The organism is uncultured Nostoc sp., from assembly GCF_964247315.1.
GTDB lineage: Bacteria > Cyanobacteriota > Cyanobacteriia > Cyanobacteriales > Nostocaceae > Nostoc.
Map to the genome: position 1 here is coordinate 20,586 of NZ_CAXTTT010000083.1, position 14,558 is coordinate 35,143.

Sequence of the window (14,558 nt, forward strand, 5' to 3'; positions counted from 1 at the left end):
CCTACGCATTTATTAAAGCATTTTTTTATACTAATATATAGGCGATCGCTAAACAAACAAATTATCCACTAACATAGTCCATCCTGGTACTGCGGGTTCAGCTTCAGCCACCTCATCACGGCGATAAACTTGTGGTTCTTTAGGATTACTAGCACGATATACTCTAATAACTTCCTCTTTGAGTACATCTACATCCCAAACTACCAACGTACCAGCCGCAAAATAATCACGGCGTTTACTAGCCATATCTTTCTCAACCTTATCACCGTAATCATTTTCACTTCGCACCTCAGCAGCAAATACAGGCGCACCATTAAGAAACTTCCCGCCTGTAGGTTTCCCAGTATAAAACGCAGCATCAGGACTTAAAGAACGACGATTAGGGAGATTGACAAGAAAGCCGACATTATCAGGTAAAGCATAACCACTTTTTGTCAGACGTTCATAATCCCGTAGACTTGCATAAATTTCACCGCCTGCACGTCCTGGTAAAAATCTCGTTGGAGACATCAGCATCAATTTCCCATTGACAATCTCTGCTTTACAATTGTCAGGTAAGTGGTACAAATCTTCAATAGTTGCCTCAGTTTTAATACTCATAAAAAATCTTCTAATTAGTTAGGGATAATTTAAATTTTACATCTTCTCTTCTCTCTGCGTCCTCTGCGCCTTGGCGGTTCGTTTCTCCTAAACTTATATTGCAAACAGAACATCCTCATAAACCAAAGAAATAGGAAAGTGAAAATCAACGCTAGTTAAATGAACTTCATCCTCTTCTTCATAAGGATGTAACTCCCAAATTCCTTTGTCATTTATACGAAAGCAATCTAAACTAATTTTTTCAGCATCGATGAGGATATATTCTTGTAAAGTCTGAATACGCCGATACTGCATAAATTTTTTGCCTCTATCGTAAGCTTCCGTGCTAGGGGAAATAACTTCAACAATTAAACAAGGATACTGAATAAATTTAATCGCTTGTCTATCTCTTTCATCACAACTAACCACAACATCCGGGTAGTGAAACGGCCCGTTCTCAGTTACTCCTACTTTTGCATCTGCCATAAAAGCACGACAGGAACTTCCTCGAAGGTAACTTTTTAATGCCGAAGCTAAGTTTAAGGCAATACTAGTATGAGGAATTGTACCTCCAGTCATGGCAAAGACTTCACCATTGATATATTCGTATTTAATATCTTGCTGTTCTTCCCATTCCAGGTATTCCTGGGGAGTCATATACTTTCCGTCTGGACTCGCAACCATATACTTTATCCTTTAAACATTACGTTCAACCGCGATAATTTCAGTATATTCATACTCGTTCGGACTTTGTTTCACCAAAGGATATCTTTCTCCACCCAACTCAATATAATCTTGTTCGCAATCGGGCTTAGATGAATAATACGTAAGCACATATTCTCTACCAATTCTGTCTGTCATTTCTGCTTCTACTTCACCCCGCCACTGAGTCTTAGTAACTAAAACTATCAACTGATTCGCTAATTGTGGAATTGTCTTTGCAATGTGTCGCCGCGAATTCTCATCCAAACTACCGAAGGGTGAATCCATGACAATTGGAAAAGTGCTACTATCGGGAATCATCATCATTTTGCGTTTCTCACTCCATTCCCTTACTTTGTCAATGATGCTGGCAATGAAGGATAAACTGAGAATTTGATTCTCGCCCGTGGATGCTGCAACTGGTGCTTCTATACCTGTGGTGTTTTCTACTAATGTCAGTTCATATTTATCGCTAATTTTAGGAATGTATGGAGTAACAGAAATCTCCATGAATATCTCTTGCACTCGCTTTTCTAGTTGCAGGCGAAATTGTTGCTCTTGACGATTTCTAACTTCCGTTAACCGTTCGATTGCATCTTGAGTGGCGTTAATTCGCCGTTGTGCTAAAGTTTGCTTGTCTTCATTCAGCTTTTGTTTGGCAATTTGTTTATTCAAACCTTCAATTTCAGTTGTGAGTTGAGCAATTTGCTGCTGATTTGCACCCTGTTCTCGATTTAATTCATCAATTTTAGTTTCAATCTCATCTAAACGTTTTTGCAAACTGCTAATTTCTTCATTAGCATCTTTTCGCAATCGTTCTTGAATATTGTCTAAATCGCCTTCAAGTTGAGATATGCTTTGCCTTAACTGATTAATCCTAGTTTGTTCTCTATCAACTTCTTCCCAAAATCCTATGGCTTGCTTATCAATTTCATCTACTTGAGCGCTCATCCGAATGGCAGTTTCTTCCACCGCCGAGGAACCTGCTTTATTTAACCAAGTACTCACATGAGTATGAGAATGATTACCTTCGTGCAATTCTGCGCCACAAATACAGCGTTGAGAATTGAGTAAATCATTCACAAATTCTCTTTAAATTCCTGATGTTAACTCCCCTCGCGCCTTCAAATCATTGATAATTTCTCGGAATTGGGATGTAGTTTCTGATAGTAAAACTGTATAACCCCGCGCAGAAATAAATTTTTTTAGTGCTTCCTTTGTTTTTTTATATTCTTCTTGATTCGCCGTCTTCTGTGATTCTAAATTCTGCCATCTTTCTTGCAATTCCTTAGCAGCACTTAATTTTCGCAAACGATTACTTGTCTCTTTTTTAAAAGTTTGTTGATATTCTAACTCTTCTTTAATTTCAGTTTGCCGTTTGCTAATACGTTCACGTTCTTGCTCTATTTTTTCTTGCTGTCGTAATAGCTGTTTAGTTTCAGAATCACCAATAGCTTTTAACTCATTTTCTAGAGTTTTTTTAGCATCTCCCAAGTGTCTGATGGAACGGTTGATAACCTCCACACCCAAGAAAATTTTTGTAGCTTCGGCAATTTCAGCTTTTTTGTCAGAACGAACGATTTCTTCAATTCGTTCGCCGTCAAAGAAAAAATATTGATGTAAAGTAGCGGGTAAAATCTGGTTAATTATATCGTCTGGTTGCTGAATTGGTATATTCCATTTGCCATCTTCCGCACCAACCCACATGGTTAATTGAGTTTTGCCAGCGTCAAAATCACCTTCGTTTTTATAACCCCGACAGGTGCGTTTAACTCGATAGCGTTTACCTTCATGTTCCCAGCCAATTTCTACCCAACATTCTACAGCTTGACCTTTTTGAGCTTCTGCGATCGCACGCTTATTTACCAACTGCTCTATCGATGCAAACGCTGCACTAAATTTATCATACAATACCCACGTAAAGGCATTCAGTAAACTAGTTTTTCCAGAGCCATTATTGCCATGAATAATTGTCGTGTTCTGAGCTTCTCCTCCAGCTAGAAGCATCTCTGGTGTCGTACCATAAAAGGAGCGAAAGTTGCATAGCTTGATTGAAGTCAGCTTCATCGCACCTCTTCCTTAATAATGTCCAAAATATTATCATTTATATGGCTGTTAATCTTTTTATCTAGTCTGCCTTTTTCCAGCTTCCATACCCGCTCAATAATTTGCCGTACTTCCGGCGGAGCGCTAGTTATTGGCTCCTGCACATCATCGATATTCGCATCTTGTGACATCTTCGGTTTGGAAATATAGTTTTTCTATATTTTAACTTTCTCTAGTAGTGCATTTACCTCCGTAAAGCCACTGTTAGCGTTATCTTTAATTTTGCAAAAACTATTTTTTCAAATTTATAATTTTTTTTGAAACAAGACTTTATTATTAAATTGTTTTCTGTTATTATTAATATTAATAATCTAGATCACAATTGGATGTAAGTAAAATTTTTAAAGCCGCTTACATCCGATTATGATCAAACTCATAATTTTATTATTTCATACTTAATGCCTCTTTTTTCAAAACTAGAAAAATTTTACAAAATAATACAACTATATAGTTCATCATCAAATATCTAATAAACCATAACGTTTTTGTAAATCAAGTAACTTCATTCTTGCCTCCCCTGCGTTATCAGCTAAATCAGCAAACTCCACAAAGCGACGTAATTCCTTTTTCAAAAGATTACGCTCAACTTCTATAGTTTCTCTATCTAAATCTGGCGGCAAAACAATCATGTCAAATATTGTTGCGCGTTCCTTAGCTGGATGAGGACGTAAAACTCGCCCCCGTCGCTGAATAAATTGGCGGGGATTACCAGAACTTGATAGAATCACCGCAGTTTGAATTGCTGGAATATCGACACCTTCATCTAAACAACGAATTGCGACTAAACCTTGCAACTCTCCACTTTCAAATTGATGGCGCAATATTTCTCTTTCTTGTAAAGTTGTTTGGGCTGTATAGGTACTTACCTTGTACCCTAAATCTACTCCTAAAATTTTAGCAACAGCTTTAAGTTGGCGTAGCGATGAACGTTGTCCCGCCTCTTGAGAACCATCACTACAATAAAAAAGTGTGTGAGTAGTTTCGCGACGAGCGATCATTAAATCCCGCAAAGCGGTTAATTTATTTTCTGCCGCACCAATTAACCTTGCTCTTTGCATCAATAATGGCTTTAAATCTTCATTGTTTTCAAAGTTTCCTACTTGTCCATTTTCTCGTTCTCTATATAGTAGCGATCGCCCAATTCTTTTAGTTAGCTTTAAATAGGCAATACTTTCTGCTTCAGTTAACTCTACCAACACCGGATAATAGAGATAATGTACCAAAGCACCTTGAGCGATCGCATCCCTCAAGGTAAACTCTGGCTGGAGAACTGGGCCGAAATAATCAAATAGAGATTGCGTACCAAAATCATCAAAATATCTCTCCGGTGTGGCAGATAAAGCCAGTCTCAACCCAACAGTACGCGGTAAACTTTCTTCTAACTTGGGTGCGCCTAAATTATGTGCCTCATCCCCAATAATTAAAGTTTTGGTGGGAAAATATTTCAGTTGAGACCCAAACCCATCTCCAATTAAAGTAGAGTTGGTAGTAATCACAGTAACAAACTGTTGAGAACCAGAACGCAGATTATAAATTTGGGTAGAAAGTTGACTTTGCCAAGTGCGTAAATTCTCAAAAGCTAAAATGGGTTGCAAATTAAATTTTTCACATTCTCGCGCCCATTGAGTAACGAGATGACGATAGGGACACACTACCAACAGAACTTGTAAATTAATCTGTTGGTAGAGTTCACAGGCGATCGCTAGTGCAGTAATAGTTTTACCACTACCAGTAGCCATTTTCAGCGTCCCTCTGCCATTGTTAGTAAACCAGCTAGCGATCGCTTGTTGCTGATATTGCCGCAATTGCAGAGACACAGGCATTCTTGGGCATCCTGGTAATGGTTGCAAAGTGTAATAACTGCCCTTACTTTCCCTTGCAAACGGTAATTTCAACCGGAAAGCGGGCAGTTGCTGCACTGAATTTTTCGTCAGGTACATATTTATTTAGTCATTGGTCATTGGTCATTGGTACTTATCTTTCCCATTCCCCACTCCCCAGTCCCCATTACTCAGTTGTAACCACGCCAAACACCAATGAGAGAACCTTGCACCTGTACTTGCATAGCACTTACTTCAATGGGATTGTACTTAGGATTTGCTGGTTTGAGGGTAACGCGATCGCCTTGGCGATAAAAACGTTTTAATGTGGTACCGAATCCATCTACTCTAGCGGCGACGATGGTGCCATTTTTCAAATGATTTGGTTCTGCTACTGGACGCAGAAATACCACATCGCCATCAGTAATTAAATCTTCAATCATGCTATCGCCAGCTACCCGCAAAGCGTAAGTTTGGGGAGGTAAATCGAAATTAGAAAAGTCTAAATGATCTACAGCATCAGTAAACGGTTCTATTAAACCACCAGCAGCGATTGTCCCCAAAATTGGTACACCTTGCTTCACAGGACGCAAAATCCGAATCGTTCGCGCTTGTCCTTCAGTCCATTCTATATATCCTTTAGTCCGTAAATGTTCTAAACGGCTTTGAATTGGGGCTGGTGACTTCAAGTTCATCGCTTGCATCATTTGCCTAATTGAAGGCGAATGCTGGTGCGATCGGATGTATTCTGCTAACCATTCGTAAAGTTCTTGTTGAGCTTCTGTTAGACGTTCCATAAATTTGCAGGAAGTAATTATAAATGTCTCTAGAACATTAGTACTACAAAAAACTCCCCATAACAAGAGAAAAGTAAAAATATGAAAGGCAAAAGCAAAATTATTTTCTTCTCTTTTGCCTTTTGACAAATAAGAATATTACAGGTTACAGGTTAGAGCTTACAGGTTATAAGGAAGAAAAGATACTCTATCCCCTGTGCCCTATTTTCTTACTCTGCCCCTAAAAGACTTGCAAGTAAAGCCTTTTGCGCGTGGAGACGATTTTCTGCCTGTTCCCAAACTCGTGATTGGGAACCTTCAATAACAGATTCGGTAATTTCTTCACCGCGATGGGCTGGTAAGCAGTGTAAAACAATTGCCTCTGGATCGGCAAGACTTAATAGTTGCTCTGAAATTTGATAAGGCTGGAAAATTGGCATCCGGTTGTCTGCTTCTGCCTCTTGCCCCATACTCGCCCAAACATCAGTGTAAAGTACAGCAGCTCCCTTAGCAGCTAATTCTGGATCGTGAGTGAGAAGGACTTCAGTTTTGTGATTAGCGATCGCTCTTGCTTGCTCTACAATCCTAGAATTTGGCTCATATCCACCAGGGGTAGCAATTCTAACATTCATTCCCACCAAAGCACAGCCCAACATCAGAGAATTAGCGACATTATTCCCATCACCCACGTAGGTTAAAGTTAACCCAGCAAGAGTGTTAAAGCTTTCTTGAATCGTCAATAAATCAGCTAATACCTGACAAGGGTGTTCCGCATCGGTAAGCGCATTAATTACCGGAATCTTGGCATAGTGAGCAAAAGTTTCCAAATCCTGCTGGGCAAAAGTGCGAATTGCCAAAATATCCAGATATCGATCTAACACCCGCGCTGTATCCTGCAAAGGTTCCCCGCGACTAACTTGAGTGACATTAGGGTTGAGATCGATTACCTGTCCACCCAGTTGGTACATCGCCACAGTAAAACTTACCCGTGTACGAGTTGAAGCTTTGGAGAACAACAACCCCAAAACTTTATTACACTGCAACTTTAACTGTTGTGATTTAAGTTGAGTTGCCAATTGCAGGAGTTCTTGAAGTTCCGTAGAACTGATATCCGCTAGACTTAATAAATCTCGTCCGAGCAATGCTGCCATGCTTGTAATCTGTAAAAAATAATTATATATTTCTGTTCCTTTATTCAACCGTGCCAAGAAAATATAGTTTTACAACTGACCAGATATTTTTGCGTTCAGTCCAAGATTTGAGTTAGCTTTTGCTATGAATATTAATTTATCAACTTTATCAGCGATTAGAATCACTGATTTTTTCTGGTTCATCACAATAGCAACGCCAGAAAAACTATCTAGGCGTACACAAGCAGCGATATTGCTAAAATTTCTGGTCTTTTAGCCTTATTTCTGGAGAGGTAGATATTTTTTAGAATTTACAGCTAGACAAATAAATAGATTATGGTACAATAATAAATTGTGGTTACTAATTAAAAGTCATCGTCAAACTTGCCAGCATAGCACAGTGGTAGTGCATCCGACTTGTAATCGGAAGGTCGCGAGTTCAAATCCCGCTGCTGGCTTTTCTTGAAAGAGAACAATTTTGCTGGCTAAAACTTGCTTGTGGTTTTTTGTCTTGTTGCGACTACCACGATTGACGATATTAATTTTGTGCTAAGTTAACCTAAATGATGGTTAATAACAGAACATAATTAGTTCAAATTTAGCTCGGATATTGTAAATTAAATGGACGATTGAAGTGGGTTAGCAAAGGTGTTGATGATTTTGCAAAAAATATGAAAATTTTTAAAGATGGAAGATTATATCTTTTAAATTTTCCAAAAAAACACCACTGCGTCGAGCAGTGTTTTAAATGAATGTGAACAGATGATCGAGATGTTGCGATCGCTTAAATTCGTAATTCTTGTGGCTTAATCTCCCAATCCTGTTTCTTGATTCTCTCGGTTGCAAGTCGTGCCAGCTTTTCTGCAACTTTTCTAAAAGTTGTTTTGTTCGTGTAATTAGGAGATGGCTCAATTTGTGCGTGAGATGGATTGTCATCTGTTGGTCGTGGGCAGACATCAATTTTGTAATCAAAAACTGGGTTGCCTTTTTGATCGTTTTGAGAAACATTTATCATCCGAACTTCGCCAGTAATTAGACTCACGACACCATCATCTGGGTTTTTCTGTGTGGATTGCGGGTCATAACTACAAAGCTTTGCTCTGTCAACAGAAGGAGCTTGATTTCTATCTGTAAAGGCTTGTGAGCTAAGTTCTAATCCAAACTCTCCAATGCGGTAATATTTGTCTAATCCACAAAAAATGCACCGATACAATAACTCATCATCTGTAACCACATCGCTCACTGCAAACCTCTATGAAACTAGCCATTTCCAGAGAGCCGTAAGTTCAGCAGGTGATGAAGACGTGCCGTCTTCCATTTCATTGTCAATGTCAGTCCCCCAAACTTTGATGTATTCTGCGGTATTTCTCAGAATATAAACAGTTAACTTTTTGGTTCCGTGCCACCACTCAAAAACTATTTCTGAGTCGATGCTCAGATTTACTAGTGGTTCACCCCACCACATTTGGTTAGCAACAACAATCTTGCGTAGTCGCTTCAACCATTCCGTAGTGTATTTATAAGTCTCATTGTCCGCTCCTAGTTCAGCAATTCTTCTGTGAGTTTTGTGAATTGGTGAATAGCTTTGGGGTGAGGGTTGAAGTTCTGCGCGATTATTAGATTGCTCAAAGACAATTTTGGCTTCCTTATAAGCAGAGACAGCTAGCTTAAGTTGAGGACTCCAATTGCCCACAGTTGAGGTTTCATTTATCACATAAACAACACTACTGGTTCCTCGTCCAATCGATTTAGTTTGTACACTTTTTGCCAAGGGAGGAAGTATATGAGAGACTGAGTTGCCGTAGTCATGAGATAGTAATACTGCCTTGGAATCGCAGCGTTCGTCCTTTGCGTAATAGGAAACTTTACTTGACATCGAATAACTCCCTTGTCCGATCAGTAATCAAACTCTCAAAGACTTGTCCTTCTCTACTCTTTAATTCATGTAAATTAGAAAGCACTTCTTTAAGGGATAGAGGCTTTTCTGTCCAGTTTTGAGAAACTTCCAAATCAAGTATAAATACAACTTGTCCAGATGGCGCTGTGCCATCCGATAAGATTATCACTAGCCTAATTGGAATATCTTCATAAATTGATTCAGTTCGCGTCACAAATCTTGATATTTTGCTCGGAACGCCATCCGGCAACTGAGGATATACATTGAAATATTCACTAAGCTCAACTGCCTCATCAACTGAAATAACTATTTGATTTATGTAGCGAAGAGCAATACGGGTTACACCAACAGGTTTAGCAACTTCTAAATAAAATTGAAATGCCTGATCAATTCTGTGACTAAATTCATCCCAGCCTTCATAAGGGCGAAGGCTATGGATGCTTAGTGTATCAGGCCCCACACCTACTAATTTTCTGGCATCGGCAGAAGGAAACAACAACTTGTTCAATTCCTGTGTTACCGTAATCTCAGCGTTTGCAGGCATCTGCCCGAATTTAAATTCCGTTGCTATTGAGTTTTGCTGCTGTGGCTCACCTGTGTATAAATCTCTTATTTTTTCATAGAACAAGCCTGGCACTGTAAAATTCCATGCTTGTCCAGGAGCAAAGCGAAACTCACAGACCGCCTCTTCTATTGGTGGATTAAAATACTGACGGCGTGTCATAAATTACCCGAATGCGGCATAACCTCAAGTTTTTAGTAAGCTACAAATTTATTTAAGACGAAAAATAACGATTCCTGTTTACTAATCTTAAGATATCTAAGTCTGTCCTTATAAAAAGTTTTTCATAAACTCACAACCTTGCCCCCACAACCTGACCCCGTGACATATCGTTGCCTCGGAGTTTTGGTCAAGAGAGAATTGGTTTTATCCTTGCTAGGTTAAGCCAGAAGCAAGTAATTTTTCCTTGGCTTTGATGGTGGCAGAAGTAGAGAAAAGAGCGATCGCAGCTAGCACACCCCTAACTGGTATTACCAAACAGCAGTTAGCCATTGAGCCATTGAGCCTTGAACCTGTAAAAGCTGGCTATTATCTAGCTGATTTGCGCCGTAAGCAGTTTTACTATTGCTTACGTAACCGGAAGGCGTGAAATTGCAACTGCGATCGCTTGGCATTGGGAAAGACGATCCAACTGCTCGTTAGATACTGACACAAACCCTCTTGAAAAATTTTTCAGGAGGGTTTTTTTGATTTGTTTAGAGCGATAATCGCGCAAGCTCATTGCATTGGTTAATTCAAAGCATCAGCGATCTTAATACCAAGGTGCTGCAATGTCTTTTCTTTCACAAATTCCGCTGCACTACGAGCTGATTCCGCCAAAATAGTATCAGTGTTTGGAGTAAGCTTTAGCGCTCCTCCCAGGTAGCCCAAAGCTTTGCAATAATTATCAGTCAGGTTGGTTGATGCCAGCCTCTTTACAGTTTGATAATCGCCACTCTGAAAAGCTGTTAGCGCTTTGTGGTGTAAATCGTTTTCTGGTTTTCCTAGTACTTCAAGAATTGCGTTCACAGCTTTCTCAACTTTTTCTTGTGTTAGTTCTGTAGATACAGTTGCTTGCATATTTATCTCCTTTTATTCATGAACTCGCAAGTTGTCGATAGCGTTCTTGAACTTCCCGAATCGAAAACAAAGTTTCAAACTTCAACCCTGCTGACTGGTACAACTCACCTCCCCCTTGCTCTCTGTCTACCAGTGAAATTACTTGATTGACGGTATAACCTGCATCTTTAAGACGTTCAACTGCTTTTAAAGCAGACTGCCCAGTTGTTACTACATCTTCCAAAACTACTACTTTTGCGCCCTCTGGTAAACTGGGGCCTTCTATATAAGCTCTTGTTCCATAACCCTTGGCTTCCTTGCGAATAATCAGCGCTGGTATTGGGCGGTTTTCATAAACTGAAACTATACTTACTGCTGTCACAATCGGGTCAGCCCCCATTGTTAAACCACCTATAGCCTGTGTATCTACAGGTAATAAAGGAAATAGTAACCGTCCAACTGCCAAAGCGCCTTGAGGATGGAGTGTTACCTGTGTTTTATTGACGTAATAAGAACTACGCAGCCCAGAAGAGAGGAGAAAATCACCCTCTTGATAAGCAAGTTGGCAAAATAAATCTAGTAGTTTGTGGCGCAAAGTGGTTAACTCAGAAGTGGTTGCCCAAATATCTGAGTGGGTAAGAGTTTCAGTAGGATACGTCATTACAAAACATTAAAAGTTGTGCTACACCAAAGGTTGAACTCATCAGAGTTCTGAACTTCAGCATAAATTAAGATTCGCCCAAAGCAAAAGTTGAGGAGTCAAAAACGTGCGTATAAAATTTAAAACCTTTGGCGGTTTGTTGGTACTACTTGCTGCTGGTATTGCTTTTCCCTCTATTGCATCTGCCCAAACGGCAACACCCAATTCTGAAACTACGAATGATGTATTTGAACGAGCTTATTTTCGTCACGATCGCAATTTCTACGAAAATGGCAGCCTCAAGCGTCAGCTAGACTCATTTCTCGGATCTGGTACTGGTTTCGGTGGTTCTTTCCCAGAAAATGAGATTGCCCGCGATGCCGAGCTGGTTAATACCTTATATCATGATGCCCTGACTCAGCAAGTTGGCAACGATCCTTATATTCGTACTCCTGATTTACCAAATCCTTATGACACATCGCTGCTCGTGTCTCCTCGTTATAGCAACAAACTTAAAGTAGGAACTGAATTCCGGTTTGAAACTTTACCATCTCGGTAAGATTCGGGAGTGGGGAGTCAACAAAAGAACAGGATACAGATTATTCCTTATCACCTGTCACCTCTCCCCTAATCCCAATGCCTTTCTATTAGTAGTTTTTGATGATTCAGTGCGCCCTGCTGGAATCGAACCAGCCTGAAGACGAATTATGAGTTCGTTGCCTCCCCAATCGGCCAAAGGCGCTTGTTTTGTAAGGTTGTGGGTTGCTACAAGTTAATTACTTCAATTCTTAAGTCAACCTCATTTGCTAATTTTAGAGTGAGAAAAATACCTCACGCACTGAGTTTAGCCAATTCCATGAATATAGCACAAATTTACCACGTGTGAATACTGGACAATAGTTTACTAGATTTTTATACTACATAATTTGATCATAGATATAGTGCAAACTAATATTGATTGAGTTCCTTTAAGGATTGAGGTCAAAAGCTTCATTATTCTTAAATAGACCAGCATTCTATTGTGATAGCTTGTCAGCGATGAAAATAAATTCTACTGTACTTCTTACTTTGATTTTGTTAATTCTGATGATGGGAGCAGGTTCTGTGAGCGCTTTTTTGGGCTTTGAACTGGGGAGTTCAGCACTTAAAGGCGTGACTACACCAGATGGACGTCCCACAACCAAATTTGCCAGCAATAAGGCAAATAACTCTCAACAGGGAGGGCTGGTACTATTAAAAGAGGAAGAGATTCTAAAAATTGTCAAGGCGCGAATTGAGGGTAAGACCAAAGCCGCTAAATCGGAAAAGCCAGAAGAAGATGATGAAGAAACCAATAGCAGCAAACAGAAGCCAGAGGAAAAACCCCCAGAAGTAGTTGAAGAAAAGCCCCTACCAGGTTTTCCGGTTACAGCCCAAAGTCAGGGTGTAACAATGACTGTGCAATCTGCTCGCTACTCTGGCGGTGATTTACTACTAAAAGTGAAAATGCAGAACAAAGGTAAGGATTCTGTGCGCTTCTTGTATAGTTTTTTAGATGTTACCGATGACAAAGGACGAACCCTGAGTGCAAGTACAGAGGGTTTACCAACAGAATTGCCTGTAAATGGGCCAGCATTTTCAGGTACAGTGAGCATTCCTACAGCTTTACTTGATGATGTCAAAAAAATATCACTTGCTCTCACTGATTATCCCGCTCAACAATTAAAGCTAGAGGCATCGAATATTCCTGTAGAAAGGTAGAAAGGGCATTGGGCATTGGGCATTGGTAATTATCTGTTATTTTTTACTATTCCCTATTCCCCCTAAATGGAGGACGTGAGTTTTACACGAGCTTTGGCGGTGAGTGGTTTTCCTAATTTAAGTTTGATAGACGTGGTGCTGCGGTTGTTGTCAGTGTTACTACTGATTGCTATAAATGCCTTTTTTGTGACGGCGGAATTTTCGATGGTAAGCGTGCGGCGATCGCGTATTCACCAGCTAGTTAAGGCTGGGGATATTCCAGCGATCGCTGTAGAAATTTTACAACGTAGTATTGACCGACTGCTATCTACCACCCAGCTAGGCATTACTCTCTCTAGTTTGGCACTGGGATGGATTGGTGAAAGTACAATTGTCGTGCTGGTGAATGCCTGGTTAAGATCCTGGCCTTTACCCAGTGGGATGACTACCTTCCTCGCCCATTCCCTGTCAATTCCTATCGCCTTTTTCTTGATTGCCTATTTGCAAATTGTGATCGGAGAACTATGTCCCAAATCCTTAGCCATGCTGTACTCAGAGCAGCTAGCGAGGTTTTTGGGGCCTCCGGTAAAAGCGATCGTGCGTTTTTTTGGCCCCTTCATCTGGATTCTTAACCAATCAACTCGTTTTTTGTTACGGATTTTTGGCATCCAATACACAGGTCAAGGCTGGCGACCGCCTGTAACTCCCGAAGAATTGCAACTGATCATCTCTACAGAATGGGGGTCTACTGGTTTACAGCGTGCAGAGCGAGAATTACTTAATAATGTCTTCGAGTTTGGGAATGTCATGGCCCAAGATGTCATGATCCCCCGCACCAGTATTATCACACTACCAAAAGATGCTACTTTCCAGACATTACTCAGGGAAATGGCTTCTACTGGTTACTCTCGCTATCCCGTGATTGGTGAATCTTTGGACGATGTTCGCGGTATTGTTTATTTTAAAGATTTAGCACAACCTCTGGCTGTAGGAAAGCTCAGTTTAGAGACACAGATCCAACCTTGGATGCGTCCCGCCCACTTTGTTCCAGAACACACGCCCTTGAGTGAACTTTTGCCCATGATGCAGCAAGAGAAACCCGCTATGGTTATGGTAGTCAATGAATTTGGCGGTACTGTGGGACTAGTGACAATCAAAGATGTGATTGCCGAAATTATTGGCGATCCCAGCGAATCTGAAAGCAGTGAAGACTTACTGATTCAAATGTTAGATGAGCAAAAATTTTTGGTACAAGCACAAATCAACCTTGAAGACCTCAACGAAGTTTTGCATCTCAATTTGCCCCTAACCAGAGAATACCAAACACTAGGGGGTTTTTTACTGTATGAGTTACAGAAAATTCCTGCCAAAGGCGAAACCTTTTGTTATCAAAATCTTGAATTCACCGTGGTATCGATTGTTGGCCCACGCCTACATCAAATTCAACTGCAACGGTTAGAGGAAGAGGGGGGAGCAGAGGAGCAGAGGAGCAGAGAAGCAGAAGGGAAATAATTAATGCCCAATGCCCTTCAGGAGTGCTGAGTGCTGAGTGCTGAGTGCTGAGTGCTGAGTGCTGAGTGCTGAGTGCT

At 40.4% G+C, this 14,558-nt stretch carries 15 protein-coding genes, 2 tRNA genes and 1 pseudogene; 5 read left to right on the plus strand and 13 right to left on the minus strand.

Annotated features, from left to right (window positions below; translation table 11 throughout):
* Nucleotides 1-48 precede the first annotated feature (48 nt).
* The 7 genes and pseudogenes from ACFE93_RS22815 to argF form a co-directional block, all read right to left on the minus strand.
* Entirely contained in the window at nt 49-600 is a 552-nt protein-coding gene (locus ACFE93_RS22815; protein ID WP_375476515.1) for a Uma2 family endonuclease, read from the minus strand.
* A gap of 93 nt (nt 601-693) precedes the next feature.
* Nucleotides 694-1,263 (minus strand): Uma2 family endonuclease, encoded by a 570-nt coding sequence (locus ACFE93_RS22820; RefSeq protein WP_375476517.1) that lies wholly within the window; start codon nt 1,261-1,263, stop codon nt 694-696.
* Nucleotides 1,264-1,275: 12 nt separating this feature from the next.
* Nucleotides 1,276-3,348 (minus strand): annotated as a pseudogene (locus ACFE93_RS22825) (AAA family ATPase).
* Nucleotides 3,345-3,518 carry a hypothetical protein gene (locus ACFE93_RS22830; protein ID WP_194043855.1) on the minus strand — a complete coding sequence of 58 codons (174 nt, stop codon included), beginning with the start codon at nt 3,516-3,518 and terminating at the stop codon, nt 3,345-3,347. The pseudogene ACFE93_RS22825 and the gene ACFE93_RS22830 overlap by 4 nt, the downstream one beginning before the upstream one ends.
* 327 nt (nt 3,519-3,845) lie before the next feature.
* A complete protein-coding gene (locus tag ACFE93_RS22835) occupies nt 3,846-5,327 on the minus strand; it encodes a DNA phosphorothioation system restriction enzyme (RefSeq protein ID WP_375476519.1) in 1,482 nt (493 codons plus the stop codon).
* A 71-nt stretch (nt 5,328-5,398) separates the two neighbouring features.
* On the minus strand, nt 5,399-6,004 hold the full coding sequence (lexA, locus tag ACFE93_RS22840; RefSeq protein ID WP_163929533.1) for a transcriptional repressor LexA: 606 nt from the start codon (nt 6,002-6,004) through the stop codon (nt 5,399-5,401).
* 209 nt (nt 6,005-6,213) lie between these two features.
* Nucleotides 6,214-7,134, minus strand: a complete 921-nt coding sequence (gene argF, locus ACFE93_RS22845; protein ID WP_375476522.1) for an ornithine carbamoyltransferase — start codon at nt 7,132-7,134, stop codon at nt 6,214-6,216.
* Between the two features lie 365 nt (nt 7,135-7,499).
* Between argF and ACFE93_RS22850 the strand changes: the two genes are divergently transcribed.
* Nucleotides 7,500-7,571: transfer RNA gene (locus tag ACFE93_RS22850), tRNA-Thr, on the plus strand.
* 326 nt (nt 7,572-7,897) lie between these two features.
* Here the strand turns inward: ACFE93_RS22850 and ACFE93_RS22855 are convergent.
* Genes ACFE93_RS22855 through ACFE93_RS22865 form a run of 3 tightly spaced genes read right to left on the minus strand, consistent with a single transcriptional unit; the run spans nt 7,898 to nt 9,734 of the window.
* The gene (locus ACFE93_RS22855) at nt 7,898-8,356 is read right to left on the minus strand and encodes a hypothetical protein (protein WP_375476524.1); all 459 of its coding nucleotides are present in this window, start codon (nt 8,354-8,356) and stop codon (nt 7,898-7,900) included.
* A gap of 9 nt (nt 8,357-8,365) precedes the next feature.
* Nucleotides 8,366-8,989 (minus strand): hypothetical protein, encoded by a 624-nt coding sequence (locus tag ACFE93_RS22860; RefSeq protein WP_375476526.1) that lies wholly within the window; start codon nt 8,987-8,989, stop codon nt 8,366-8,368.
* Nucleotides 8,979-9,734, minus strand: coding sequence for a TIGR04255 family protein (locus tag ACFE93_RS22865; protein ID WP_375476528.1), 756 nt, complete (start codon nt 9,732-9,734; stop codon nt 8,979-8,981). The genes ACFE93_RS22860 and ACFE93_RS22865 overlap by 11 nt, the downstream gene beginning before the upstream one ends.
* Nucleotides 9,735-9,987: 253 nt before the next feature.
* Here ACFE93_RS22865 and ACFE93_RS22870 point away from each other — a divergent pair, with 253 nt between their 5' ends.
* Complete coding sequence (locus ACFE93_RS22870; RefSeq protein ID WP_375476530.1) at nt 9,988-10,161, plus strand: hypothetical protein; 174 nt, start codon at nt 9,988-9,990, stop codon at nt 10,159-10,161.
* 140 nt (nt 10,162-10,301) lie between these two features.
* Here ACFE93_RS22870 and ACFE93_RS22875 read toward each other — a convergent pair whose 3' ends face one another.
* Together ACFE93_RS22875 and pyrE are read right to left on the minus strand one after the other, a co-directional pair.
* Nucleotides 10,302-10,631: a hypothetical protein gene (locus tag ACFE93_RS22875; RefSeq protein WP_375476532.1), complete on the minus strand. Its 330-nt coding sequence runs from the start codon at nt 10,629-10,631 to the stop codon at nt 10,302-10,304.
* Nucleotides 10,632-10,647: 16 nt separating this feature from the next.
* Nucleotides 10,648-11,271, minus strand: a complete 624-nt coding sequence (pyrE, locus tag ACFE93_RS22880; protein ID WP_375476534.1) for an orotate phosphoribosyltransferase — start codon at nt 11,269-11,271, stop codon at nt 10,648-10,650.
* A 106-nt stretch (nt 11,272-11,377) separates the two neighbouring features.
* Between pyrE and ACFE93_RS22885 the strand changes: the two genes are divergently transcribed.
* A complete protein-coding gene (locus tag ACFE93_RS22885) occupies nt 11,378-11,809 on the plus strand; it encodes a hypothetical protein (protein ID WP_375476536.1) in 432 nt (143 codons plus the stop codon).
* 110 nt (nt 11,810-11,919) lie between these two features.
* On the opposite strand, the gene ACFE93_RS22890 is transcribed toward ACFE93_RS22885, so the two are convergent.
* Nucleotides 11,920-11,992: transfer RNA gene (locus ACFE93_RS22890), tRNA-Ile, on the minus strand.
* 296 nt (nt 11,993-12,288) lie between these two features.
* Here ACFE93_RS22890 and ACFE93_RS22895 point away from each other — a divergent pair.
* Complete coding sequence (locus ACFE93_RS22895) at nt 12,289-12,990, plus strand: hypothetical protein (RefSeq protein ID WP_099102321.1); 702 nt, start codon at nt 12,289-12,291, stop codon at nt 12,988-12,990.
* 66 nt (nt 12,991-13,056) lie between these two features.
* Entirely contained in the window at nt 13,057-14,481 is a 1,425-nt protein-coding gene (locus tag ACFE93_RS22900; RefSeq protein WP_375476538.1) for a hemolysin family protein, read from the plus strand.
* Nucleotides 14,482-14,558: the final 77 nt, after the last annotated feature.

Coding starts and splice junctions, on each gene's coding strand:
- ACFE93_RS22815 (WP_375476515.1), bottom strand. CDS start 600: ATGAGTATTAAAACTGAGGCAACTATTGAAGATTTGTACCACTTACCT.
- ACFE93_RS22820 (WP_375476517.1), bottom strand. CDS start 1,263: ATGGTTGCGAGTCCAGACGGAAAGTATATGACTCCCCAGGAATACCTG.
- ACFE93_RS22830 (WP_194043855.1), bottom strand. CDS start 3,518: ATGTCACAAGATGCGAATATCGATGATGTGCAGGAGCCAATAACTAGC.
- ACFE93_RS22835 (WP_375476519.1), bottom strand. CDS start 5,327: ATGTACCTGACGAAAAATTCAGTGCAGCAACTGCCCGCTTTCCGGTTG.
- lexA (WP_163929533.1), bottom strand. CDS start 6,004: ATGGAACGTCTAACAGAAGCTCAACAAGAACTTTACGAATGGTTAGCA.
- argF (WP_375476522.1), bottom strand. CDS start 7,134: ATGGCAGCATTGCTCGGACGAGATTTATTAAGTCTAGCGGATATCAGT.
- ACFE93_RS22860 (WP_375476526.1), bottom strand. CDS start 8,989: ATGTCAAGTAAAGTTTCCTATTACGCAAAGGACGAACGCTGCGATTCC.
- ACFE93_RS22865 (WP_375476528.1), bottom strand. CDS start 9,734: ATGACACGCCGTCAGTATTTTAATCCACCAATAGAAGAGGCGGTCTGT.
- ACFE93_RS22870 (WP_375476530.1), top strand. CDS start 9,988: ATGGTGGCAGAAGTAGAGAAAAGAGCGATCGCAGCTAGCACACCCCTA.
- ACFE93_RS22875 (WP_375476532.1), bottom strand. CDS start 10,631: ATGCAAGCAACTGTATCTACAGAACTAACACAAGAAAAAGTTGAGAAA.
- pyrE (WP_375476534.1), bottom strand. CDS start 11,271: ATGACGTATCCTACTGAAACTCTTACCCACTCAGATATTTGGGCAACC.
- ACFE93_RS22895 (WP_099102321.1), top strand. CDS start 12,289: ATGAAAATAAATTCTACTGTACTTCTTACTTTGATTTTGTTAATTCTG.
- ACFE93_RS22900 (WP_375476538.1), top strand. CDS start 13,057: ATGGAGGACGTGAGTTTTACACGAGCTTTGGCGGTGAGTGGTTTTCCT.